This is a genomic window from Hymenobacter terrenus, assembly GCF_000972495.1.
Taxonomy (GTDB): domain Bacteria; phylum Bacteroidota; class Bacteroidia; order Cytophagales; family Hymenobacteraceae; genus Hymenobacter; species Hymenobacter terrenus.
The window spans coordinates 128,157-152,035 of record NZ_LATM01000002.1; the positions used below are offsets into that span (position 1 = coordinate 128,157).

The 23,879-nt window shown below is 59.1% G+C and carries 16 protein-coding genes and 2 tRNA genes; 9 read left to right on the forward strand and 9 right to left on the reverse strand.

The genetic code is table 11. The features are described from left to right. Nucleotides 1-93: 93 nt before the first annotated feature. On the reverse strand, nucleotides 94-726 hold the full coding sequence (locus WX88_RS05120) for an L-threonylcarbamoyladenylate synthase (protein ID WP_046243265.1): 633 nt from the start codon (nucleotides 724-726) through the stop codon (nucleotides 94-96). A 205-nt stretch (nucleotides 727-931) separates the two neighbouring features. On the opposite strand from WX88_RS05120, the gene mltG reads away from it, so the two are divergent. From mltG to WX88_RS05145, 5 genes are all read left to right on the forward strand, one after another. After that, nucleotides 932-2,014 (forward strand): endolytic transglycosylase MltG, encoded by a 1,083-nt coding sequence (gene mltG / locus WX88_RS05125; RefSeq protein WP_046243266.1) that lies wholly within the window; start codon nucleotides 932-934, stop codon nucleotides 2,012-2,014. A 125-nt stretch (nucleotides 2,015-2,139) separates the two neighbouring features. Then, the gene (locus WX88_RS05130) at nucleotides 2,140-2,631 is read left to right on the forward strand and encodes an acyl-CoA thioesterase (RefSeq protein ID WP_046243267.1); all 492 of its coding nucleotides are present in this window, start codon (nucleotides 2,140-2,142) and stop codon (nucleotides 2,629-2,631) included. 86 nt (nucleotides 2,632-2,717) lie between these two features. Beyond that, nucleotides 2,718-3,695 (forward strand): YihY/virulence factor BrkB family protein, encoded by a 978-nt coding sequence (locus WX88_RS05135; protein WP_046243268.1) that lies wholly within the window; start codon nucleotides 2,718-2,720, stop codon nucleotides 3,693-3,695. Between the two features lie 109 nt (nucleotides 3,696-3,804). Next, nucleotides 3,805-3,891, forward strand: a tRNA-Ser gene (locus WX88_RS05140). Nucleotides 3,892-3,997: 106 nt separating this feature from the next. Then, nucleotides 3,998-4,082: transfer RNA gene (locus WX88_RS05145), tRNA-Ser, on the forward strand. Nucleotides 4,083-4,147: 65 nt separating this feature from the next. Here WX88_RS05145 and WX88_RS05150 read toward each other — a convergent pair. The 4 genes from WX88_RS05150 to WX88_RS05165 all read right to left on the reverse strand — a co-directional run bounded on the left by WX88_RS05150 (nucleotide 4,148) and on the right by WX88_RS05165 (nucleotide 11,260). Further along, nucleotides 4,148-6,574, reverse strand: a complete 2,427-nt coding sequence (locus WX88_RS05150; RefSeq protein WP_046243269.1) for an ABC transporter permease — start codon at nucleotides 6,572-6,574, stop codon at nucleotides 4,148-4,150. Between the two features lie 94 nt (nucleotides 6,575-6,668). Next, nucleotides 6,669-9,032 (reverse strand): ABC transporter permease, encoded by a 2,364-nt coding sequence (locus WX88_RS05155; RefSeq protein ID WP_046243270.1) that lies wholly within the window; start codon nucleotides 9,030-9,032, stop codon nucleotides 6,669-6,671. Between the two features lie 52 nt (nucleotides 9,033-9,084). Beyond that, nucleotides 9,085-9,762, reverse strand: coding sequence for an ABC transporter ATP-binding protein (locus tag WX88_RS05160; protein ID WP_046243271.1), 678 nt, complete (start codon nucleotides 9,760-9,762; stop codon nucleotides 9,085-9,087). Between the two features lie 238 nt (nucleotides 9,763-10,000). After that, nucleotides 10,001-11,260, reverse strand: a complete 1,260-nt coding sequence (locus WX88_RS05165; RefSeq protein ID WP_046243272.1) for an efflux RND transporter periplasmic adaptor subunit — start codon at nucleotides 11,258-11,260, stop codon at nucleotides 10,001-10,003. 387 nt (nucleotides 11,261-11,647) lie between these two features. Between WX88_RS05165 and WX88_RS05170 the strand changes: the two genes are divergently transcribed. The 3 genes from WX88_RS05170 to WX88_RS05180 all read left to right on the forward strand — a co-directional run bounded on the left by WX88_RS05170 (nucleotide 11,648) and on the right by WX88_RS05180 (nucleotide 16,178). Next, nucleotides 11,648-13,018: a sigma-54-dependent transcriptional regulator gene (locus WX88_RS05170; RefSeq protein ID WP_046243273.1), complete on the forward strand. Its 1,371-nt coding sequence runs from the start codon at nucleotides 11,648-11,650 to the stop codon at nucleotides 13,016-13,018. Next, nucleotides 13,008-14,360, forward strand: coding sequence for a sensor histidine kinase (locus WX88_RS05175; protein WP_046243274.1), 1,353 nt, complete (start codon nucleotides 13,008-13,010; stop codon nucleotides 14,358-14,360). Before WX88_RS05170 ends, WX88_RS05175 begins: the two co-directional genes overlap by 11 nt. 213 nt (nucleotides 14,361-14,573) lie before the next feature. After that, nucleotides 14,574-16,178: a PQQ-dependent sugar dehydrogenase gene (locus WX88_RS05180; protein WP_082115858.1), complete on the forward strand. Its 1,605-nt coding sequence runs from the start codon at nucleotides 14,574-14,576 to the stop codon at nucleotides 16,176-16,178. An 87-nt stretch (nucleotides 16,179-16,265) separates the two neighbouring features. Here the strand turns inward: WX88_RS05180 and eutC are convergent, their stop codons facing one another. The 4 genes from eutC to eat form a co-directional block, all read right to left on the reverse strand. After that, nucleotides 16,266-17,033 (reverse strand): ethanolamine ammonia-lyase subunit EutC, encoded by a 768-nt coding sequence (gene eutC / locus WX88_RS05185; RefSeq protein ID WP_046243276.1) that lies wholly within the window; start codon nucleotides 17,031-17,033, stop codon nucleotides 16,266-16,268. A 155-nt stretch (nucleotides 17,034-17,188) separates the two neighbouring features. Beyond that, complete coding sequence (locus WX88_RS05190; RefSeq protein ID WP_046243277.1) at nucleotides 17,189-18,136, reverse strand: bifunctional helix-turn-helix transcriptional regulator/GNAT family N-acetyltransferase; 948 nt, start codon at nucleotides 18,134-18,136, stop codon at nucleotides 17,189-17,191. 132 nt (nucleotides 18,137-18,268) lie between these two features. Next, the gene (locus WX88_RS05195) at nucleotides 18,269-19,657 is read right to left on the reverse strand and encodes an ethanolamine ammonia-lyase subunit EutB (protein WP_046243278.1); all 1,389 of its coding nucleotides are present in this window, start codon (nucleotides 19,655-19,657) and stop codon (nucleotides 18,269-18,271) included. A gap of 100 nt (nucleotides 19,658-19,757) precedes the next feature. Continuing rightward, nucleotides 19,758-21,107, reverse strand: a complete 1,350-nt coding sequence (gene eat, locus WX88_RS05200) for an ethanolamine permease (RefSeq protein ID WP_046243279.1) — start codon at nucleotides 21,105-21,107, stop codon at nucleotides 19,758-19,760. A 238-nt stretch (nucleotides 21,108-21,345) separates the two neighbouring features. Here eat and WX88_RS05205 point away from each other — a divergent pair, with 238 nt between their 5' ends. Beyond that, nucleotides 21,346-23,373, forward strand: coding sequence for an OmpA family protein (locus WX88_RS05205; protein ID WP_197076678.1), 2,028 nt, complete (start codon nucleotides 21,346-21,348; stop codon nucleotides 23,371-23,373). Nucleotides 23,374-23,879 lie beyond the last annotated feature (506 nt).

Here is a 23,879-nt window from a genome sequence, read left to right on the forward strand (position 1 = left end):
CCCATAAAAAAGAACGTCCTGCTGAGCAAAGCAGGACGTTCTTTTTTTATGGGGCAAGATGCGCTGCTTAATTTGAATAAAGCGGACGGCTTCTTACAGGTATTGCTCGATGTCGCCAGCGCCTTGGCGAATGAGTTCAAAATCGTCATTGGTACAGTCAACGATGGTGCTGGGGGTGTTGCCGCCAAAACCGCCATCGATGACAAGGTCGACCAGCAGGCGGTATTTTTCGAAAATCAGGTCAGGGTCAGTTACGTATTCCTCCAAGGTATTCTCGTCCTCGCGCACCGAGGTACTCACGATGGGGTTACCGAGTTCTTTCACCAGTTGCAGGATAATCTGGTTGTCGGGCACCCGGATGCCGACGGTTTTGCGCTTCACGCCACCGAAGCGCGGAGCCTTGGGGCTAGCTTCGAATAGGAAAGTAAAGGGGCCCGGCAGAGCTTTTTTAATGACCTTATAAGTAGCCGTGGTGATACCGTGGGCATAGTCGGAGATATGCGAAAGGTCGGAGCAAATAAAGCTGAGGTTGGCTTTATCAGGGTGAATGCCTTTGATGCGGCATACTTTTTCTACAGCTTTAGCATTGGTCACGTCGCAGCCGATACCATAGACGGTATCGGTGGGATAAATGATGACCCCGCCTTTGCGCAATACGTCAACAGCTTGCTGGATACGGCTATGAGGCGGGTTTTCGGGGTGAATGCGGAGAAGCGTGGCGGGCATACGAAGAGGTGAGAAATAAATAAGTGACGGCGTGCGAGGGCCGGCTATTGACGGCTGGCAGGGGCATTGGGTTGCCGGCCGGGCCGAAGGCGCGGGCAAGGTACTACGCCCAGCCGAAATGAAACAACTACGGCATGGCTTGCGCTTCGCGGTTGCGGTCCTTCGTACTTTTGATGTCGCCCTCTCGATTTCCTTACTACTTCTCATGTCCCAGCCTGCCAAAAAGTCGGCCATTGAATACCGTGACCAAGCTCTGAAGCGCCGCCGGCGCTGGGCCACTGTCAGCGTCATCTTCACGCTCATGCTGGTTTGCTTCTCCTATTATTTCTACCAGGTTTTTTTCACGGCCAATATCGAAACCAAAGGGAAGCCGACCTTCGTCATCGTGCACCGTGGCGATGATTGGAAAAAGGCATTGAGCACTATCGACGCTACTGGTGTGGTGGTTGATAAGCTCTCACTGCACTTCGTGGCTAAGCTCATGAAGTACCCGGAGCACGTGAAGCCCGGCCGCTACGAGCTAAAAGAGGGCTACACCAACCGGCAGCTCATCAACGTGTTGAAGGCCGGAACTCAGTCGCCGCTCAAGCTCACGTTCACCAACGTGCGGCTGCGGCGCGAGCTGGCCGACAAGCTCTCGACTCAGATTGACGCCCAACCCACTGAAATCGACTCGTTGCTGAGTAGCTCCAGCTATACCCGCAGCCTGGGGTTCGATACCACTACCGTGCTCAGTATGTTCATTCCCAATACCTACGAGCTGTATTGGAATACGTCCGCTACCAATCTGATGCAGCGGATGAAGAAGGAGTATGAAAAGTTTTGGACCCCGGCCCGCGACGCCGAGCGCGAAAAGCTGCGCCTCACCCGCGCCCAGGTGAGTACCCTGGCCAGTATTGTGGAAGCCGAGCAGCAGCAGCACGCCGATGAGCGCCCCCGCATCGCGGGCGTATACCTGAACCGATTGAAAAAAGGGATGAAGCTACAAGCCGACCCCACCGTGGTTTACGCCAACCGCGACTTCAGCATCAAGCGTGTGCTCAACGTACACTTGCAAAAAGACTCGCCCTACAACACCTACAAGTACGCCGGCCTGCCGCCCGGCCCCATCAACCTGCCCAGCATCGCCAGCATCGACGCTGTGCTGAAACCGGAAAGCAATAACTACCTGTATTTTTGCGCTAAGGAGGATTTTAGCGGCTACCATGCCTTCGCTACCAATGAGACGGAGCACATCCTGAATGCGCGGCGCTACCAGGCCGCGCTGAACCGGGCTGGCATCCGGTAGTCGTTGTTCTGTGTGGTGCGCCGCCTTCGCTGTGCGTATCGGTGCGGGGCACCAAATAGTATGAAGCACTTCATTCGCCGCTAAGCGACGACCCGCGCAGCAAAGTCGGCTATTCACAGATATCTATGTATATTTCCGATATTCAAATCCGCGTGCGATATGCCGAAACCGACCAGATGGGCTACGTTTATCATGGCAATTACGCGGCGTATTTTGAGGTAGCCCGCACCGAGGCCTTTCGGAAGCTGGGCATTAGCTACAAGGAAATGGAGGCCGATGGAGTAGGTATGCCAGTGGGGGAGATTCGCACCCGGTTCCGCCGTCCTGCCCGCTATGACGACCTGCTAACGGTGCGGCTCTTGCTGCGCCAGCCGCCGGAAGGCGCGAGGGTGCTGTTTGAGTATGAGATTTATAATGAGGTCGGCCAACTACTGACAGAAGGACACACGCTGATGGTATTTGTGAAAACCAGCACGGGCCGGCCCGTACCGATGCCGGGCAGCATTCAGGAACGATTAGCCTCGTATTTTAGCGACGACGAGTATGACAGTCCGGTGCTCCCCGCACCCGGCGCCATTCCACCAGATGCGCCCGCGCCAGCCGCATTTCGGAAGTGAAGGAATTTTGAGTTTTAAATGTTGAGCATTGAGTTTTGAAATCAAAAACTTCATTTTAAGACTTAACCCTTAAAAGTCAAATCTTCTTGAAAGCTCCCGCTATCCGTCGTGCCCGCTTCCCCGATGTGCGCCAGCAGCGGCCCTACCGGCGGCTGATTGTCGGGCTAAAGCGCCTACGCCTGCCCGGTGGCTACGCTTCGGTCTACGACGTACTCGACCGCATCCTGCACGAGCTGCGCCTCGACAGCCTGGAAAAGCGAGCCGCCTACATGGCCTTTAACCTCACGGTGGCCCTATTCCCAACCATTATCTTCCTGTTCACGCTCATTCCGTACATCCCCGTGCCGAATCTGAACGTGGATATTTTGCAGTTTTTGAGCGACTTCATGCCGCGGGAACTGTACGCGGCCACCGCCTCCACCATCGAGGACATTGTGAACATTCCGCACGGGGGCCTGCTCTCCTTCGGTTTCGGTACTGCACTGGTGCTCAGTTCCAATGGCATCATGGCTCTCCTCGACGCTTTTGAGAAGAAGTATCCGTGGTTCAAGCATCGGAGCTATATCCGCAAGCGCCTCATTGCTACGGCGCTAACCTTTGTGTTGTCGTTGATTCTGGTATTGGCTATTGCCGGCATTTTCTTCGGCACGTACCTGATTGATGGATTAGTATTCTATGAAATCGTGCCCGAGCGATTTACCGATTTGGTACTCACCCTCATTCGCTATGGGTCGCTTGTAGGCCTATTTTTGAGCACGACTTGCGTTATTTATTACTTCGTGCCCCCCGTGCACGACAAGTGGCCGCTGCTGTCGGCCGGGGCCGTGGTGGCTACGCTGCTCATCTTTCTGGTATCGTTCCTGTTCACGCTCTACGTCCGGATATTCGACTCGTATAACCACTTTTATGGCTCTATTGGCGCGCTGGTGGGCTTCATGGTCTGGCTCGAATTTGTGTGTATGACGCTGATTATCGGGTTTGAAGTGAACGTAAGCATGGATGCCATCACGGGCCGCCGCCGGCAGATGATGCAGGAGACGCTTCGCTCCATAAGGAATGGATGATTGATTTATAGGTTGTTAGAAGAAATTTTGCTAGAAATTTCTCGTTCCTCATTCTTCATTCCTCATTTTTTTCTACTTTTGCACTCCCCAATCACTCGGGGAAACAGTTAGAGAGGTGGCAGAGTGGTCGAATGCGACGGTTTCGAAAACCGTTATACCGGCAACGGTATCGGGGGTTCGAATCCCCCCTTCTCTACGTTTCATTTGACAGTTAGTAATTCATTATTTAACCTGCTGATTAACGACGCAAGAGCGTAATAAAACAGTTTGTTAAGTGGTGATATGTAATTGTCAAATGACCCAGAGAGCTGGCAGAGTGGTCGATTGCGGCGGTCTTGAAAACCGTTGAGGGTTAAACCTCCGGGGGTTCGAATCCCTCGCTCTCTACAAAAGCCCCGTTTCCAGCCTGGAAACGGGGCTTTTACTTTTCCGGGGATAGGTTACGGCAGACCTTAATTAGCCCGCAGGTTGTTCACCGGGTTGGCTGTAGCGGCGCGCACCGCCTGGTAGCCCACCGTGAGGAAGGCCACCACGGCCGCCGTCAACCCCGCGGCCAGGAACGCCCACAGCGGCATATCGATGCGGTAGGCGAAGTCTTGCAGCCAGGTACTCATGGCCAGCCAGGCGGCGGGGAAGGCAATGACGGCCGCCACCAGCACCAGCACCAGAAACTCTTTTGATAAGAGCGCCACGATGTTACTCACGCTGGCACCCAACACCTTCCGGATGCCAATTTCCTTTTTGCGGCGCTCGGCCGCGTAGGTAGCCAGGCCAAACAGCCCCAGGCAGCCCACAAAAATGGCAATGCCGGTAAAAATCCAGAGCAGGGACTTCAGTTTGTCCTCCGACTTGTACATGTCGTCAAAATTCTGGTCCAGAAATTTGTACTCAATGGGGCTTTCGGGGCTGAACTTAGCCCACACTTGCTTCACGCCGTCCACGGAACTGCCGATGTTTTCGCCCTTGAGTTTCACGGCCACTTTCCAGTAGGCGCCGGGGAAAATTTGCAGTACGGCGGGCTCCAGCTTGTCGTAAAGACTCTTGTAGTGGAAGTCCTTCACCACGCCGATAATCTTGCCGGTTTTCAGGGAATCGGGGTTTTGGTCGCTCCACACCTGCCACTGCACGGTTTGGCCCAAGGCTTTTTCCGGCGTGCCGAAGCCGTATTCTTTCACAGCCGTTTCGTTGATGATGAAGGCTTGGTCTTTGTCGGTTTTCCGGTCTTTGGAGAAGTCGCGGCCTGCCACTAGCTCCAGGCCCAGAGTTTTGATGTAGTCGTAGTCCACCATCAGCTGCGTGGCGCTGTAGCGCTTCTGCTCGCCGTTGGTGGGCACGATGAGGCCGTCGCCGGCCACTTGGTCGCCGGGGAAGCCGTAGCCGATGCTGGCCGATACCACGCCGGGCACTTGCGCCAACTCGTTTTTAAAAGTGTCGTAGTGTGTGTTCATGTTTTGGCCGCGCATGGGAAAGAACATGATTTGGTCGCGGTTGAATCCCAAGTCCTTGTTGTGCAGGTAGCTCACCTGCCGGAACACCACGATGGCGCAGATAATCAGGAACACCGACAGCGCAAACTGCACCACAATCAACCCGTGGCGCAGCCACTGCACTCGGCCAAAAATGCCGTCCGTGACCACGGCGCTTTTCAGCACTTTCACCGGCTGGAAACTCGACAGCACCAGCGCCGGGTAGAAGCCCGCCACCAGCCCCACCACCACCGTGAGCGCCGCCAGCAAGCCCAGCAGCGCCGGGTTCCGCAGCAAATCAAACGTCATGGTTTTGCCCGTGAAGGCATTCAGCGACGGCAATAGCAGCGCCGTGAGCAGCACCGCCAGCACCACGCTCACCAGCGTGAGCAGCACGGTTTCGCTTAGGAACTGCAGCATCAGTTGCTGGCGGCTGGCTCCGATGGTTTTGCGGATGCCCACTTCCTTGGCCCGCTGCATGGATTTGGCCGTGGCCAGGTTCACGAAGTTGAAGCCCGCAATGAGCAGAATGAACGCCGCGATAAAGCTCAGGGCCTTCACGTAGGTGATGTTGCCCTTGACCGATAAGTCGTACTTGAAAGTGGACGAATACAGGTGAATGGCTTGCAAAGGCTGCAAAAACGGCTTGTCGGTTATCTTTTCCTCCACCTGCGCTGGCGCCACCTTTTGCACGATGTAGTTCTGCAGCTTGGTTTCGGTTTGCTGGTGGTCGGCACCGGGTTTCAGCTTCACGTAGGTGAAGAACTGGTGCCAGCCCCAGCGTTTCATGCGGGCCGGGGGCAGCTGCGCCGCCGACAGCGGAATGACGTAATTGACTTTTAGGTGGAATTTCGACAAGCCATTGCGCAGCACGCCTTTCACCACCATGCTCGACTTGTTCACCTTGATTTCCTTGCCCACGGGATTTTCGGCGCCGAAAAAATTCTTGGCTACGTCTTCCGTCAAGACAATCGAAGTGGGCGCGTCCAGCGCCTGAGCTGCCGCGCCGTACTTGAACTCCAGCGGGAAAACCGCGAAGAAAGTAGAGTCCGCAATCAAGCCGTCTTCGACGTAAATTTTCTTCTCGCCCACTTCCAATAAGTTGGTAGCCGATTGCATCAGAATGCGCATGGTTTGCTCCACTTCCGGAAACTCCTGCTTGAGCGTGGTGCCGTACATGGGCGACACCGGGGTGATGGTTTCGGGCGCTTCCTTATCCGTCTGCTCGGTGTAGACGCGGTACACCCGGTCGCCTTCGGGCACGAATTTGTCGAACTGCAGTTCGTCGTACACGAACAGGCCAATCAGCAAGCAGGCCGTGAGGCCCAGGGCCAGGCCGGCGATGTTGAGAAAGGAAAAACCTTTGTGCCGGATGAGGTTCCGGTAGGCAACGAGGAGATAATTCTTGAACATGGCGGAAAAAGGTTGGGGTGGCCGGTTGGCGGCCTGCAGAAAAAAGAGTGTTGATGCCCTTCAGCCAAAGGCTCGCGGCCGAGGAGAGAGCCGGTTATTCGTCGCGTAAGGAAAGCGTGGGGTTAGCTCGGGAGGCTTTCCAGGCCTGCGCGCCGATGGTGAGCCAGGCCACGGACACGGCCACGAGGCCAGCCCCCAGAAAATACCAAGCCTCCAGGGCGATGCGGTACTCGAAGCTTTCCAGCCACCGCTTCACCACCACGTAGCTGACCGGCAAGGCGAGCAGAATGGCTACGCCGACGAGCTTGGTGAGGTCGCTCGAGAGCAGGTAAACGATGCTGAATTCGCTAGCTCCTAGCACCTTGCGGATGCCGATTTCCTTGCGCCGCCGTTCGGCGGTGAAGGCCGTCAGGCCGAACAGGCCGAGGCACGAAATCAGAATGGCCAAGCCGGCGAAGTACTGCGCCAGCACCCCGACACGCCGCTCGGCGGCGTATTGAGCCTGGTAGTCCTCGTCGAGAAAGTGGTAGGTGAGCGTCTGGCCGGGGTTGAAAGCAGAGTAGAATCGTTGAAGCCGGCCGATGGTCTCCTGTTCCCGGCCCGGCGCCAGCCGCACCAGGATGGTGCCGGCCGCCAGCGGCTCCAGCCGGAAAATGAAGGGCTTCACCTTCTCGTGCAGCGACTCGTAGTGAAAGTCTTTGGCCACGCCCACAATTCGCCGATTTTCGAGCAGCTGGCCCACGGGGTTTTGCAGGCCCAAGCTGGCTACGAAGGCTTCGTTGACGATAATCTGCACGCTGTCGGTGCGGAACTGCGGGGAAAAGTTGCGGCCTTCTTTCAGCGTAATGCCCAGGGTTTCGAGCATGTCGTAGTTCACGCCCAGATGGTTGACGGGAATCTTTCGGCCTTGCCACTCCATCGGAACCCCCGAGGCGTTCGTGGCCACAAATGAGCCCCACATGCCGGAGGCGTTCACCACGCCCGGCAGCCGCTTCAGCTCGGCCAGAAATGTTTTGGGCTGCTGCGCCGCATTGCCCGCCGCTTCGAAGTAGACGATGCCGTTGCGGTCGTACCCCAAGTCTTTGCTTTGCACGAAGGCAATCTGCCGCTGAACGACCCACACGCAAACGATGAACAGGACGGAGAGCATGAACTGGAAAACCACCAAGCCTTTGCGCGTCCACAGGTCGGCAACCGAGCCGGCGAGCCGGCCTTTGAGCACCTCCACCGGCCGCAATCCCGACAGGTAAAAGGCCGGATAGCTGCCTGCCAACAATCCCGTAATCAACGTAATGCCGAGCGCCGAAAGCACCAAGTGCGGCTTGAAAGCCAGCGCAAGCTGCTTGCCGGTGATGGCGTTGAACTGAGGCAGCAGCAACTCCACCAGCGCCAGTGCAATGAGCAGCGCGATGAAGCTCATGAGCACCGATTCGGCCAGGTATTGCGCAACCAGCGAAAAGCGGCCGGCGCCCAGCGTTTTCTTCACCCCGATTTCCTTCAGCCGGCGCGAGGCTTTGGCCGTGGCCAGGTTCATGAAGTTGATGCAGGCAATGACCAGAATGAACACCGCAATGGCCGAAAACAGCTGCACGTACTCAATTCGCCCGCCCGACGGCACGCCGTTGGTGTACTCGCCGTGGAGGTACTTGTCGGCGTAGGGCTGCACGAGCAGGGCGCGCTCCTTGTTCGTGGTGAGCTTGCGCTGGAGCAGGCCCGAAATCTTGGTTCGAAACTGCGCTTCCTCGGCGCCCTCGTGCAGCACCACGAAGGTGTTGAAAGGCCCGTCTTCGGCCCAGTTCATCGACTCGCCCATCTTCATGATGTCCTTGAAGGCATCGAAGCTGAGCACAAAGTCGAATTGCTCGGTGGAATTGGCGGGGATGGGCCCGAACACGCCCGTCACGATGCAGGTTTGCTTGAGGTCAGCCATCCCCATTTGCCATTCCACCGTTTTGCCCACGGCATTGGCTGCCGTGCCGAACAACGCCGCGGCCATTTCCTGCGAGAGCACCACGGCCGTTTTGTTGGCCAAAACCTGGCTGGCGTCGCCCTGCAGCAGGTTGTAGGAAAAGATGTGGAAGAAGTCTTTGCCGGCAAATTTGGCATCGGCCCGCACAATTTTTTCCTTGGCCACCAGCAGGAACTTGGGGAAGAACTTGGGCGGGGTGGCCGCGGCCGCGTACTTGATTTCCGGCATTTCCTCGGCCAGCGCCTCGGCTAGCAGCGGTGCGGTGCCATACTTAGTATTGATGCCCTCGGCCGTGCGCTGGTTTTCCAGCACCTGAAACAGCCGCCCGGTAGTGGCGTGGTATCGGTCGAAACTCCATTCATCGTGCACCCACAGATAAATGGTGAGCGCCCCCGCCAAGCCCACGGACAAACCCACCAAATTGATGAAAAAGGTTGTTTTGAACCGCTTGAAGTTCCGGTAAATCAGAAGGAGGGAATGCTGAAGCATGGGTCCGGTGAATTAGGCGTGAGTGCATCAGAAAAAGTCGAGGCAAGCAGCGCTACACGTGCGCGTGTTCGAGCACTACCTGCCCATCGAGCAGGCGGATGACGCGGTGGGCGTAGCGGGCGTCGTGCTCCGAGTGCGTTACCATGATGATGGTGGTGCCGGCTTCATTCAGCTCCGTGAGCAGCTCCATCACCTCGTTGCCGTTGCTGGAATCGAGGTTGCCGGTGGGTTCGTCTGCCAGTATCAAACTCGGGCTGTTGACCACGGCGCGGGCCACGGCCACGCGCTGCTGCTGCCCGCCCGAGAGCTGCTGCGGGAAGTGGTTACGGCGGTGCATAATCTGCATTTTCTCTAGCACCTTGGCCACTTTCTCCTTGCGCTCGGTTGCGCCCACGCCCAGGTAAATCAGCGGCAGTTCCACGTTTTCGGCCACCGTCAATTCCTCAATCAGGTTGAAGCTCTGGAACACGAAGCCGATGTGCTTTTTGCGCAGCTCGGCGCGGCGGCGCTCCGGCGCGTGGGCCACTTCGGTGCCAGCGAAGGCGAAGCTGCCGCCATCGGGCTCATCAAGCAGCCCGAGGATGTTGAGCAGCGTGGATTTGCCGCAACCCGACGGCCCCATGATGGCCACAAACTCGCCTTCCTTCACGGCCAGCGACACGTTGTTCAGGGCCTTGGTCTGCACTTCTTCCGTGCGGTAAATCTTTTCCAGGTTTTCGATTTTAATCATGGCGTAAGGTGTGAGCGGGTTGAGAATGGGAGGTACTTTTTTGCAGAAAAAGGGAGTGAGAAAAACGGTGTGTTGCGCGGCCGGGGAATCTCACCCCCTGACCCCTGCCGGGCACGGCCCCTCTCCAAAAGAGAGGGGGCACCGGAAATGCGTTGGCGTCCGGCTCCCCTCTCTTTTGGAGAGGGGCCGGGGGTGAGGTTCCCCGGCCGCGCCATTTGGCTTTATTTCATTTTTTGAACTACTCTTTCTTGGCGCGCAATTCCAGCTCGCCCATCTTCTCGTAGCCTTCGTAGCTGGAGGTAATCACCTGGTCGCCAGGCTTGAGGCCTTCGAGCACTTCGTAGTAATCGGGATTTTGGCGGCCGAGGCGGATGTCGGTTTTGTAGGCCCTGGACCCGTCAGCGCTCACCTTGAAAATCCAGTTGCCGCCGGTTTTCTGGTTGAAGCCGCCTTTGGGCACGCGCAGGGCCGTGGTTTGGTCGCTCAGGGCCAGGCGGACGGGCACGGTCTGGCCGCGGCGCAGGTCAGAGGGCACGGCCCCGGTGAACTCCAGGTCGACTTGCACGCCCTGCGTCACCTGCGTAAAAATCTTCTTCACGCTCAGCTCGTAAGGCTTGCCGTTCACCGCAATTTGTCCTTTCTGGCCGGGGAAAATGCGCGAGATGTAGTATTGGTCCAGCGTGGCGCGCACTTTCAGGCCGGTCAGCATGTCGAGCTGGCCGATGCGCTGGCCCCGGGTTTTCAGCTCCCCAATTTCGGCATTGAGCGAGGTGATGCGGCCCGCCGCGGGCGCCTTGATGGTGAGGTCATCGAGCTTGCGGCGCATCAGGGCCAGGTTGTTCTGCATGCGGTCCACGGACTGCTGCATCTGGTTGATTTGCGCGCGCATGGCCGTCGAATCCTGTCGCAAAGCCTGCTTGCTCAGCTGCTTGCGGCGCAATTGGTAATCGTAGGCATTCTTGGTTTGTTGGTATTCCTGCCGGGCAATGACCTTCTGGTCGTAGAGGTTTTTGTTGAGGTCGAACAGCCGCTTGGCCTCGCGCAGCTGATTCTCGATTTCGGCCTGCTGGTTGAGCTGCTGAATGCGGTTTTGCTGGAGCAGGTTGCGCGTGTTTTGCAGGTTGTTCATCAGGTCGAACACCGCCGTTTCGCGGTTCACCATTTCCAGCTGCAAGTCGGTGTTGGCCAGCTGAATGATGGGTTGGCCGGGGGCGAGCGCCGCGCCGTCTTCCACCAGAATGTGCTGCACCGTGCCGCCTTCCGGCGCGTCGAGGTAGATGGTTTTGATGGGCATCACGATGCCGTCAACCGGCACAAATTCCTGAAACGGCCCGCGGGTGACCGGGCTGATGGTGAGCCGCTCGGGGTCCACATTCAGCTTGGCTGGACTGGCCGACGTCAGCAGGGCGGCCACTGCCGCCACTACCAGCAGCAGCAAGGCGCCCAACAGCATCAGCCGAGCCGGGGTCCAGGTCTTCTTTTCAATGAGTATGTCCATGTCCTTGCCTGCGTTTGCGGGGCCTAATAGAACGGCCCCTGCCAAAACCCACGAAGAACGATGCCATTTTAGTAACCCATTGTTTTGTAGCGCATTAATTTCAACCTCATTCCAGAACGCACCAAAACCGTACGTTTTTGATACACCACCCGTCCGCTTTCGATACAGCGCCGCAACGGTCCCTGAGCCAAAAGCAGCCAGTAGAAGCCGCAGAAGCGGTTTTTAGAAACCAGTACAATTGTGGCTAGCGCCGTTGGAAGTAGCGCGAACTTTGTAGTTCGCGTCCCGGAACGATATCCAAACGGCTTAAACGGCGCGGGAACGCGAACTGTAAAGTTCGTGCTGCGCCGGGCAGCAAGCTTTCACTCGATTAGTTTTACTGCGTTCATGATTTTAAAGAAAGCCCGCATTTTGGTGGTCGACGACGACACGGACGTGTTGTTTGCCGTGCGCATGCTGCTCAAACCCGAGGTGCAGGAGGTGGTGACCGAGAAAAACCCCGAGTTGCTGCTCTCGCTCCTGAGCAAGCAGCGCTTCGACGCCATCTTCCTGGACATGAACTACAAGAGCACCCTCGGCACCGGCAACGAAGGCCTTTACTGGCTCGGGAAAATCCGCGAAAAAGACCCGAGCGCCACCGTCATTATGATTACCGCCCACGGCGAAATCAGCACGGCCGTGCGCTCGCTCAAAGCCGGCGCCACCGACTTCATTGTGAAGCCCTGGCACAACGCGCAGCTGCTCGAAACCCTGGCCGCCGCCCTAGAGCCCAAGGAAGCCGGCAAAACGGCCGCGACGCCCGCCGCGCCCCGCCGCCCGGCCTCGTTCGCCGAGTTTTCGTTGCTCGGCGAGTCCGAAGCCATGCAGGAAGTCTTCCACAAAATCGAAAAAGTAGCGCCCACCGAAGCCAACATTCTGCTGCTCGGCGAGAACGGCACGGGCAAGGAATTGGTAGCGAAAGCCCTGCACCAACGCTCCTTCCGCGCGGCCAAGCCCTTTGTCACGGCCGACTTGGCTGCCATGAGCGAAGGCATCTTCGAAAGCGAGCTGTTCGGCCACAAGAAAGGCGCCTTCACTGATGCCCGCGAGGACCGGGTGGGCCGATTTGCGGCGGCCTCGGGCGGCACCTTGTTTCTGGACGAAATCGGCAACATCTCGCTGGCGCAGCAGGCCAAGCTGCTCACGGCCTTGCAAAACCGGCAGGTGATTCCGGTGGGCAGTAACGCGCCGGTTGCCATCGATATTCGGCTGATTTCGGCCACCAACGCGCCGCTGTACGAGCTCGCCGCTCAGCAGCGGTTTCGCAAAGACCTTATCTACCGCCTCAATACAGTTGAAATCACGCTGCCACCCCTGCGGGCGCGTGGCGACGACGTGCTGCTCCTGGCCCGCCACTTTGCCGATATATACGCCGCTCGCAACCGCAAGCCCACGCCCGATTTTGCTCCGGATACCTTACAAAAGCTCCGCCAACACAGCTGGCCGGGCAACGTGCGCGAATTGCAGCACACCGTCGAGCGAGCCGTTATTCTGGCCGAGAGCGACACGCTGCGCCCGCAGGATTTTCACTTCTCGGCCATGGAAGCGCCGGTGCCAAACGCCGTGCCCGACGAGGGCCCGTTGCAGCTGAGCGAAGTGGAAAAAAACACCATTTTGCGCGTGATTGAGCGCCACAACGGCAACATCACCAAGGCCGCCAAGGAGCTCGGCCTCACCCGCACCGCCCTCTACCGCCGCCTCGAAAAACATGACCTTTAGTCGGCTGGAATTTGGCGTGGTGCTGCGGCTGCTCGTCCTGCTGGGGCTGCTGTTGGCGGCCGAGCGGGCCTTCGAGCACGGCACCTACGGGCTGCTGAGCTTGGCGGTGCTGCTGCTCGGGCTGGCGGTGTGGGAGCTGGGCCGGCACGTCACGCGCGGCACCCGGGCCCTGGCCGATTTCCTGCTAGCCGTGCAGTACCGCGACTTTTCGCAGCACTACAACGAGGCCCACCCCAACCGGGCGCTGCGGCCGTTGCACGTGGCGTTCAACCAACTCAGTGCCACTTTTCGGCAATTGGGAGCTGAGCGGGAAGCGCAATTCGTGTACCTGCAAACGGTGCTGCAACTTATTGACACGGGCATTATTTCCTACGATGCTGCTGGGCAAGTCGAATCCATCAACGAGTCATTTAAGCGGACGCTGGGGCTGCCCTATTTGAAAAGCATGACCACGCTGCAAAAACGCCTCCCGGTGCTCTACGAGGCCATCAGCCAGTTGCAGCCCGGTACTTCCACAGTGGTGAAGCTAACCGTAAGTCGCAAAAACATGCAACTGCTGCTCTCAGCCACCACCTTTCGGCTGCAAGGTCGCGCGTTCACGTTGGTAGCCTTTAAAAACGTGAGCCACACGCTGGACGAAACCGAAACCGAGGCCTGGCAGAAATTGCTGCGCGTGATGACTCACGAAATTATGAACTCAGTGGCGCCCATCGCCTCGCTGGCCGATACGCTGCGCCGCGACTTACATCGGGAGCTCGAGCAGGTCGCGGCGCTATCCCCGCCCGCCCACAGTTTGCTCGCCGACGTGGCCGAGGGCATCGGCATCATCCAGCACCGCAGCGAGGGCCTGCTCCGCTTTGCGCAGGTATACCGCGACTTTAGTACCATCAGCGCCCCGGTGCTCACCACCGTGTACGTGCAGGAACTTTTCAATAGCATCCGCGGCCTAATGACCGCACAGCTGGCCGAAGCCGGAATCGAACTGCAAACTTTGGTGGAGCCTCTCAGCTTATGCCTGCAAGCCGATTGTCGCTTGATGGAGCAGGTGCTCATCAACTTGGTCCTCAACGCCGCCTACGCCGTGCGCCTGAGTGCGCAGCCCCGCATTGAGCTGCGGGCCTACCAGCCGGAAACGGGAGGTGTGGTAATTGAAGTAATTGACAACGGCAACGGCATCCCCGCCGACGTGCTGGACAGCATCTTTATTCCCTTTTTCACCACCCGAAAAGGTGGCACCGGCATTGGCCTGAGTTTGGCCAAGCAGATAATGCACTTGCATCAGGGCAGCATCAGGGTGGAATCAGCGGATGAGGAGGGGACGATTTTTCGGTTGGAGTTCTAATCCCAGTTGTACCTCGTCATTCGCGTCATTCAGGCAGGATTTTGTTTGATGCCGAGGTGTAAACAATTTGATGACAGGTGGTTGCCTCTCATAGTCGTTGTTTGGTAGCTGACCCCAAGCGGGAGTGTAGTAACATGCCTGGCAAGTTTGGGGTAAACCTCGGAGCTCACAAGCTATTGGGGTAGTCACTCGTACGGCCCGGCTCCTTTCATTATGCGTCTAATTGGTATGCTGGGCGGCATTTTGCTCCCATTGTTTTTACGCTCTGCCGCTGCTCAAACGGTCATCGGGCCGCGGGGCGAAGTCTTTGCCAGGCGCGTGGTAGCCCGGCAGCTCAGCGACCCTTGGGCAGTGACTTACGGGCCGGATAACTACTTGTGGGTGACGGAGGCCAAAGGCTACCGGGTCAGCCGCCTCAGCCCCGCCACGGGAGTGAAAGCGGTGGTGTTGGACCTCAGCCAGGAACGGAAGTTTCCGCGCTACGACAAGACACCCGACCAAGTGGACGGTGGCAAGCCCTGGCCGCAGGGCGGCCTGATGGGGCTGGCCTTGCACCCGCAGCTTTTGCATGGTAAGTCCTACGTCTATCTAGCTTACATCTACCGCTTTGCTGGCGTCGGGCAGCCGGGCAAAGGTGGGACTGTGAACTACGGCGGCAACTTCTTCACGACGCGCCTGGTGCGCTACGAATATCAGCCACAGACGCAACGCCTCACGAATCCGGTCACGCTGTGCGACACCATTCCCGGAAGCAGCGACCACAATGGGGGCCGCCTGCTCATTGCGCCCGTCGGGGAGCAGGACTACCTTTTTTACAGTGTTGGTGACTTGGGGGCCGGCCAGTTTGATAATGCTGGTCGGCCCAACCACGCGCAGGCTCCGACCCGGTACGAGGGCAAAATCCTCCGCTTCAACCTGGAGCCTGATGCCGATGCCCGTCCCGCCGACCAGTGGCTGCCCAACGATAATCCATTTGCCACGAGCGGCCGCCAAAGTGCCGTATGGAGCTACGGCCACCGCAATCCACAAGGCTTGGCCTACGCTGTAGTGGGGGCCGCTGGCCACTTGTACGAGACCGAGCACGGGCCGTATTCCGACGATGAAATCAACGTGCTGGAGCGGGGTCAGAACTACGGTCACCCGTTGGTAATTGGCTACAACGATAACAATTACAACGGCTTGGCGGCGGGCGCAACCGACCACGCCAGTCTGCCCGGCCGCTGGCACTCAACCTACCCATTCATTGAAAGCGAGGCTGCCAATGCCGCGGCCATCGGGCCGCTGTATCGGGACCCCATCAAAACCCTGTATCCCAATTCCAAGCGCCTTTTGGCCAATGTTTTCGCCCAAGTTGCCAGCCCTGGTTCCGAAGAGCCCGAGTGGCCCTCGGAGGCCCCCAGCAGTCTGGCCGTTTACACCTCTGCAGCCATCCCGCACTGGCGAAATTCCCTGCTGATACCCACGCTCAAACACGGCAAGCTCATCCGCCTCCAGTTGAACGCGGCCGGCACGGGCATCACGGGGGATACACTCACCTATTTTAAAGCCCCCGTTCGCTACCGCGACCTGGCGCTTGCGCCCGATGGCAGGCACCTGTATCTGGCTACGGATAGCGCCTCCGTCACCTCGGGTCCGTCGAAGGAAGACCCAAAGGGTACCAGCTGCAAGGGCTGCATTATTGAATTTACCTACCAGCGCGGGGGCTCGTCAGGCAGTTCTGTTGGCCGGGCTCCAGCGGCGGGGCGTAAATCGACTCGTACTACTCCCGCGGTGCGTCGACGTGAGGGAGCGCGGGTACGCCAGCCAAAAAGTAAGTAAGGCCGTAGCTGGCCCTCGCTAGTCCGGCTGAAAATGTTTGAAATGAATTAGATAGGCTTTCTCTACGAAGGTGCTATAGTCACCGCCTCACGCCGAAAGCAAATCGGACTGGTCTTTCAGGCCGACTCCGGAAAGCTGCCGCCGTAGGGCTTCTTGCAGCAGAAAAAACAGCTTAGCGGCCGCTGCCGGGTATGCCAGCCCTTCCGGCCGGATGTTGGAAACGCAGTTGCGCGCCTCATCGGTGAGGCCGGGCCGAGGGCCGTAGGTGAAGTAGGCGCCCAAGCTATTGGGTGAGCTAAGGCCCGGCCGCTCGCCAATCAGCAACAGGACGAGCCGGGCCCGGAGCAGCTGGCCAATCTCGTCGCCGAGGGCCACCCGGGCCTGTTCGGCCAGCACCAGTGGACCCAGGCGAAAGCCAGCCAGCTGCAACTGCGGCAGCAGCAGGCGCAGTAGCGGCCCAGCGTGCTCGTTGATGGCCGTGGCCGACAACCCATCGGCCAGAATGATGATAATATCGGATTCTTCACCAACGTGTTCGGCCAGCAGCGCCTTGGATTCATCAGCCAGTTGCCGGCCCCAATCGGGGCGCTGGAGGTATTCTTGGCGATTTTGGGCCCGGCTGCGCACCTGGCACACGGGCAGTTGTAGGGTGGCCAGGTCGCCCAGCAGCTGCTCCGTTGCCAGGGTCGAGTACACGGCATCGCGGGCGTGAGCATGGGCCAGCTTAAGCGCTAGTGACTCCCGCAGCGGTACGCTGATGCCGGTGCGACCCAGCGCGATGCGTGCGGCAGTGAAGGCTTTGAGCGAAGCCCAAGGGTCGGGGGCGCCAGTGGAGGAGTCGGGCAGGTTGGTCATGGGCATTCGCGAGCTTGCTGAGTGATTTTTGCTGGAAACCTTGAGCCAAATACACGGATTATATAGGGTAAGCCCAATCAGCCTCCGACTCGGGTTTCAAGTATGATAGGTTTCTACATGACGGAGGTTGTTGTCTGCTACGTAGCTGCTGGGGCTCACAGAAGTAATTCCAACTGTACGTCGGCCCGGACGTAGGGCGAGGGGACGGGCTGCGCCAGTGAGCGGAACCCTAGTTTGTGGTACAGGCCAAGGGCCGCCTTTAGCACCGAGTTGCTTTCCAGATAGACCCGCTGGCCGCCCAGGTCGCGCACGCGCTGCACGGCGGCCTGGCCCAGCAGGTAACCGATATTTTTCCCCTGGTGTGCTGGTGAGACAGCCATCTTAGCCAGCTCATAGCCACCATCGGCCATTTTTATGAGGGCGCAGGTGCCCACTAATTCCTGGGCCACTTCAGCGAGCAGGATGCAGCCGCCGGGTGCTAGAATATATTCCAGGGGCTTGTCGAGAGCTTTTAAGTCGGATGGTTCGAGCGTGAAGTAACGGGTTATCCATTCCACGTTCAACTGCCGGAATGCGGGCTGGTCTTCGGGCCGGAAGTCGCGAATGCGGACAGGTGCCGCTTCGCGCTGCTGCCGGGCCATGGTTACCCGACTCCGAAGGCTCTGCTGCCGCAGCTGATGCTCGAACTCCTCCAGCGCCAGCCACAGATTGGAGTCGATGTCGGCCAGCAGGGTCTGCATGCTTTGGCGCACGTCTTCGGTCTGCATTCGCAGCTGGGGCAGCACCTCTTGGCCCCGCGGCGTGAGGGTCATCAGGCGCCGCCGCTGGTCCTGCGGGTCGGTCGTCATCGTAAGCAGCCCGTGCCGGATTAACTCTTTGACAATCTGACTGACGGAAGCATGCGTATGGCCAATTTGTTCGGCGATTTCGTTGCTGGAGATATTTGGGCGGTTGGCAACCAGGTAAAATACCGGGAACCACCGGGGTTGAAAATCCAGGCCATATTGGCCATAGATAGCCACGGCTTCGCCGGTCAATTGTTCGCTCAAACGGCGCAGGCGGCTCCCTAAAGCGGCGGGACCCAGTTGTTGCAAAAAGTCCATCTTGAATTTATGTAAGCACTTACACAAAAATAATGACGGAAATGGAAACACCAAATGCTTTACTTGAATAGGGATTCTATTTTTATCGAAGCCGTATGGGGACTTGCCGGAAGGCTCTAATCCACTCCGGTCTTACCCCAGCTTGTGCAGCCACTTCCCCAATAGTTGCGACGCGGCCGCGCCGGCCAGCAACTGTCCCTGCGCGTCGAAAATGCCCTGCTGATGCAGCCAGGCTGCAAATTCGGGTGCCGGGCGCAGGCCCAATACCTGCCGCACATACAGCGCATCGTGGAAGGAGGTGGACTGGTAATTGAGCATGATGTCGTCGGCTCCGGGTACACCCATAATGAAGTTGCAGCCGGCCACACCCAGCACAGTGAGCAAGGTATCCATATCGTCCTGGTCGGCTTCGGCGTGGTTGGTGTAGCACACATCCATACCCATGGGCAGGCCCAGGAGCTTGCCGCAGAAATGGTCTTCCAGGGCCGCCCGGATAATTTGCTTGCCGTCGTAGAGGTATTCGGGGCCAATAAATCCGACCACCGAATTCACCAGCAGGGGCTTGAACTGCCGCGCCACGGCGTAGGCACGGGCCTCGCAGGTTTGCTGGTCGAGGCCATGATGAGCATTGGCCGATAAAGCACTGCCCTGGCCGGTTTCGAAATACATATTGTTCTGGCCCACGGTGCCCCGCCGCAGCGCGCTCGTGGCCTCCCAGGCTTCCTGCAACAAGGCCAGACTGATGCCAAAGCTGGTATTGGTAGCCTCGGTGCCGCCGATGGATTGAAAGGTGAGGTCTACGGGCGCGCCCCGCTCAATGAGCTCCAGCGTAGTCGTGACGTGGCAGAGCACGCAGGACTGCGTTGGGATGGCGTATTGCTCGCGCACTGCGTCCAGCATTTGCAGCAGCTGGTGCACCGCCTGCGGGTTGTCGGTGGCCGGGTTGATACCAATGACGGCATCGCCGCTACCATAGAGCAGGCCGTCGACGAGGCTGGCGGCGATGCCGCGCAGGTCGTCGGTGGGATGGTTGGGTTGCAAGCGGGTGGCCAGGTGCCCGCGTAGCCCCAGCGTATTGCGGAAGCGGGTGATAACCTCGCAGCGGCGCGCTACGGCAATCAATTCCTGGTTGCGCATCAGCTTCGACACGGCGGCGGCCATTTCGGGCGTCAGGCTGGGCGCTACGGCTTGCAGCATTGCCGTATCAGCGGCGTCGGAGAGGAGCCAGTCGCGCAACTGCCCAACGGTGAAATGGCCGATGTGAGTGAAGGCCGCCGCATCGTGGGTATCCAGAATCAGGCGGGTTACTTCGTCCTGCTCGTAGGGAATGAGCGCCTCGTTGAGGAAGTCGCGCAGGGGCACATCGGCCAGGGCCAGTTGGGCGGCCACCCGCTCTTCGTAGGTAGTGGCGGCTACACCGGCCAGCACGTCGCCGGAGCGCAGGGGTGAGGCCCGCGCCAGTAGCGTTTTCAGGTCGGCAAACGTGTACGTCTGGTGGCGGATGACGTGGCGGTAGGGCATAATGGTATTGCTTCGGACGGAGGAACCTCACCTCTAGCCCCCTCTCCAAAAATGCGGGGGAACTAGTTTTAAATCTAAAAAACATCTAAAGCCTAGCTCGTTATGGATGGATGCCAGAGCTGGCTTCTCCTCTTTTTGGAGAGGGGGCTAGGGGGTGAGATTTTCCTGCGAGCAGCAAATACAAGCTTAGCAGCACCAGCATGCCCGCGAAAAAGAGTACGCTTAATAACAGATTGTAATACACCATGGCTCCCAGGCTCACGAGCGACAGCCCCAGCGCCACCAAGGGGACATACGGATAGCCCGGCACGGCAAACGGCCGCGCCAGCTCCGGCTCCTTGCGGCGCAGGACAAAGAGGCTGAGCAGACTCATGATGTACATAACCACCGCCCCTAGCACCGACAGGATAATGACTTGGTCGGTAGTGCCGGTGCAAAGTGCCAGGCAGCCCACCGCGCCGCCCGCCACCAGGGCCCAGTGAGGCGTTTGGTGCCGATTTAATTTCGCCAGGAAGCCAGGCAGGTAGCCGCCCCGGGCCAGGGCAAACAGCTGCCGGGAGTAGCCGATGATGGTGCCATGAAACGACGCGACCAGTCCGAATAAGCCAATACTGGCAAAAAAGCTGGTCCAGCGACTGTCTTTGCCGAGCACTACGCTCAGGGCTTCGGGTAGAGGATAGTCGAGGTGGCTGAGCTGCCGCCAGTCGCCCACGCCGCCGGTGAGCACCATCACACCCAGGGCCAGCAGCACCAGCGTGAGCAGTCCGTAGCCGTAGCCTTTGGGAATGGTCCGCCGTGGGTTCTCAACTTCTTCGGCCACCATGGCCACGCCCTCAATGGCCAGATAAAACCAGATGGCAAACGGCAGCGCGGCGAAAATGCCCGCCGCGCTCACCGGCACCGGGTGGGCCAGGAAGTTATCGACTTTGAAATGCGGCGCCACCAGACCCATAAACAGTAGCAGTTCTCCCACCGCCAGCACCGTGACCACCAACGAGAAATTAGCCGATTCTTTGATGCCCAATAGATTGATGAGAGTGAAAAGGACGTAGCACCCCAGCGCCGTGTAGAGTACCGGCACGGCCGGCCACAGAAAATGCACGTAGCTGCCCAGCGCAAAGGCAATGGCCGGGGGCGCAAACAGAAACTCTACCAGCGTGGCATAGCCAGCCACGAACCCGCCCACTGGCCCCAATGCCCGGTAAGAGTAGGCGAAAGGCCCGCCCGCCTGCGGAATGGCCGTTGTCAGCTCTGTGAAGCTAAAAATGAACGTGACGTACAGCACCGTAATCAGGAGCGTGGCCATCAGAAAACCCACCGGCCCGGCCACGGCCCAGCCGTAGTTCCAGCCGAAGTATTCGCCCGAAATGACCAAGCCCACGGCAATAGCCCACAGGTGTAGCGGCGTCAGCGCTTTTTTCAGGACGGGGGCGTTATCGGGCGGGGGCATGGCAAAGCGGCAAGTCAGTATCTTTAGTCAGAGTATCTTTACCCAAGATAGGGGGGGAAAAAGCGCGGCCAAAAAATCAGGGGTTTCCGTAAGCTTCGGGAGCGGCCAGCCGGTCCGGAAACCGGTAGGAGCGAGTTTGCTTCATGGGGAAAGCAGGAGAATGAACGTGAGAGCGGACTCAACGGGCGACTTTTTTACCGGACGCGATAAATTGAAGGCGCGGCGGGCTTCTTTACATTTGATAGAATTATCCGATGTGCCCGAATATCTAATGCGTCTGCCTTCGTTGTTTATAAAGGTTTTTTTGCTGTTGCTGCTGGCCCAGGTGCCGCTGTGTGCGCAGGAAAGCCCGGCCCCCGCCATCTACACCGATGCCCAGGCCCGCTACCAGCTCACGTACCCACGCACGTGGCAGATGCGCAAAAACGCGGGTCCGGTGGAGGCAACCTTTACCGCCGGCAGCCCCCCCGGCGCCCCGCCCGCCCTGGCAACGTTGACTGTGATGCCGATGCTCGATAAGCAAAAGGAAGTCAAGCTACTGGAGCGCGGCGTGCTCGATTCGGTGTGGCGCGGCGTGCAGCGGCTGCCCCGCATTCAGGTACTCCGCTTCGACCAGCGGGATGCTGGCAGCTACGAGGAAATTCGCTACGACTATACCTACGCGCCCTCGCTCACGGCCCCGGCCCGCACCCACGTAGTTGGGCGGCGGGTGTGGCGCGGTGGGTTCGAGTTTCGCACCGAGTACCGGGGCGATGCCAGCCAGGACGGTCAGTACCTGGCCGAGGCCCAGCAGCTGGTCGGGTCGTTTGCTTTTACCAAGACGGCATTTCTCCGCAACCGCTACGCCGAGCAAACGTGCGACAATAAAATGTATGGTATCTCGGCCATGCGCCTCCGCAACGGGCAGTGGGAAGACGATTGCCGTACAATTCACGAATTCTCAAGCAACAACCTGAAGGCCGCCCCCATCATTCACCGGCAGGCGCTGCCCTTCCAGTCGTACGCGCTGGCCAAGGGCTTCGATAACTGCTTGTATTCGGTGACCAAGGCGCCTACCGATGCGCCCGAATTCGTGTATCGCTACGACCCCGCCACGCGCCAGGGCCGCTACATGCCGTGGCAGCTGCCGGCCCAGGGCCCCGAAAATGTCTGGATTTCAGCCGCCACTGACGACCATGGCGACCTTCACTTCCTCACTTCCGACGCCAACCAACTGGTGAAAGTGAGTCCTCGCGACGGCCGCGTAACGGTCATCTGGGCCGCTGACCCCGTGCGCCAGGCACCTTACTACCCCATTGTCGCGTTTCCGGGCGCGGGCACCCACGGCAATTTCTGCCTCGATGATGCCAACACCATGTACCTCGTGTACAGCACCGACGGCTCTATTCTGAAAGTGAACCTCACCACCGGCAAAGCGGCTCCGGAGCGAATTCCCCTCACCGGCCTGCCGGCCCGCGGCGGCTACAGCGACTTGCTTATGCAGAACGACGAAGCTGGTCGGCGGCGGCTCTACTTGGCCGGGCCGCACTCGCTGTATAAAGTAGACCTGGCCCGGCACCAGGCCCGCCTCGTGCGCCGGGGCACCTACACCGACCTGGCCGGCTGCAACCTGTTTAATGTGGTGCCCCCGCCGACGCCGGTGCCCGTGCCGCCGCCGCCCACCACCGCCACCTGGCGCGGGCGCGTGCTCGATGCCGTCACGTATCAGCCCCTGCCTCAGGCCAACCTGCGCCTTGAGCAGGCCCAAGCTGGCACGGCCGTGCTGCTCACGGCGCAGGGCAGCTTTTCTTACACCACCGTGCCTGGCCGCACCTATGCCTATCGGGCCTATCTGTCCGGCTACGTCACCAGCGACAGCGCCTGGACGGCCGCGCCCGGTTCCGCTATGCGCGATATTCTGCTCCAGCCCCTCACGGTGGGCACCACGCTGCCACTATCCAACGTGCAGTTTGAGCAGGGCCAGGCGGTGCTGCTTCCTACCTCCTTCCCGGCCCTCGACAAGCTGGTAAGCCTCATGCTTGAAAATCCGCGCATGACCATCGAGCTGCGCGGCCATACCGACAACGTGGGGCCACCCGAGAAAAACGTCGTGCTCAGCGAGCAGCGGGTCGAAGCAGTCCGGGCCTACCTGGTGAGCCGCGGGCTGGCTCGCGCCCGCATCGCTGGCATCGGGTTCGGTGGTGCTCAACCCATTGCTAGCAACAACCAGGAAGCGACGCGCCAGCTCAACCGCCGGGTCGAGTTCCGGGTTACGGCCATGCAGTGACCGGGCTTTTTGCGCCGCCTGATGGGCTCGTCCGGTTGCGGCGAAGTCCCATCAACTTGGGTTAAAAACTGTTGGAGTTAGTTGGGAATTCATTTGAAATGGTCCTGCTGAAGCTGGTCGAAGCAGGACCGTCTGTAGTAGGGCAACCTGCTTCTTAGCGCTTGGCCGCTATTCTCGCCGGGCTATCCATGCCTGAATTTCACTTCCGATTCACTAATGGACTACCCCTCTCATCGCCCTCGGTCTGCGGGGCCTGCTCGCCGGCCTCTACTTGCTGCGCGGGCCCAGCCCGGACCTGCGCCTGTTGGTAGCGTAACGCGCCCCTGCTCAAATGGCCCCAGAGCTGACCACCCGTCAGGGCTGGCGGGCTTTTTTGGGTTGGGCGAGCCGGGGATGCTAACGTTTTGATTTTTATTTTAAAACGTTAGCATCCCCGGCGGCCGTACCTTAGCGGCACCGGGGCGTATATGGTGGCGAGTAGCCGAATGGGCGCCATTGACGTGCGT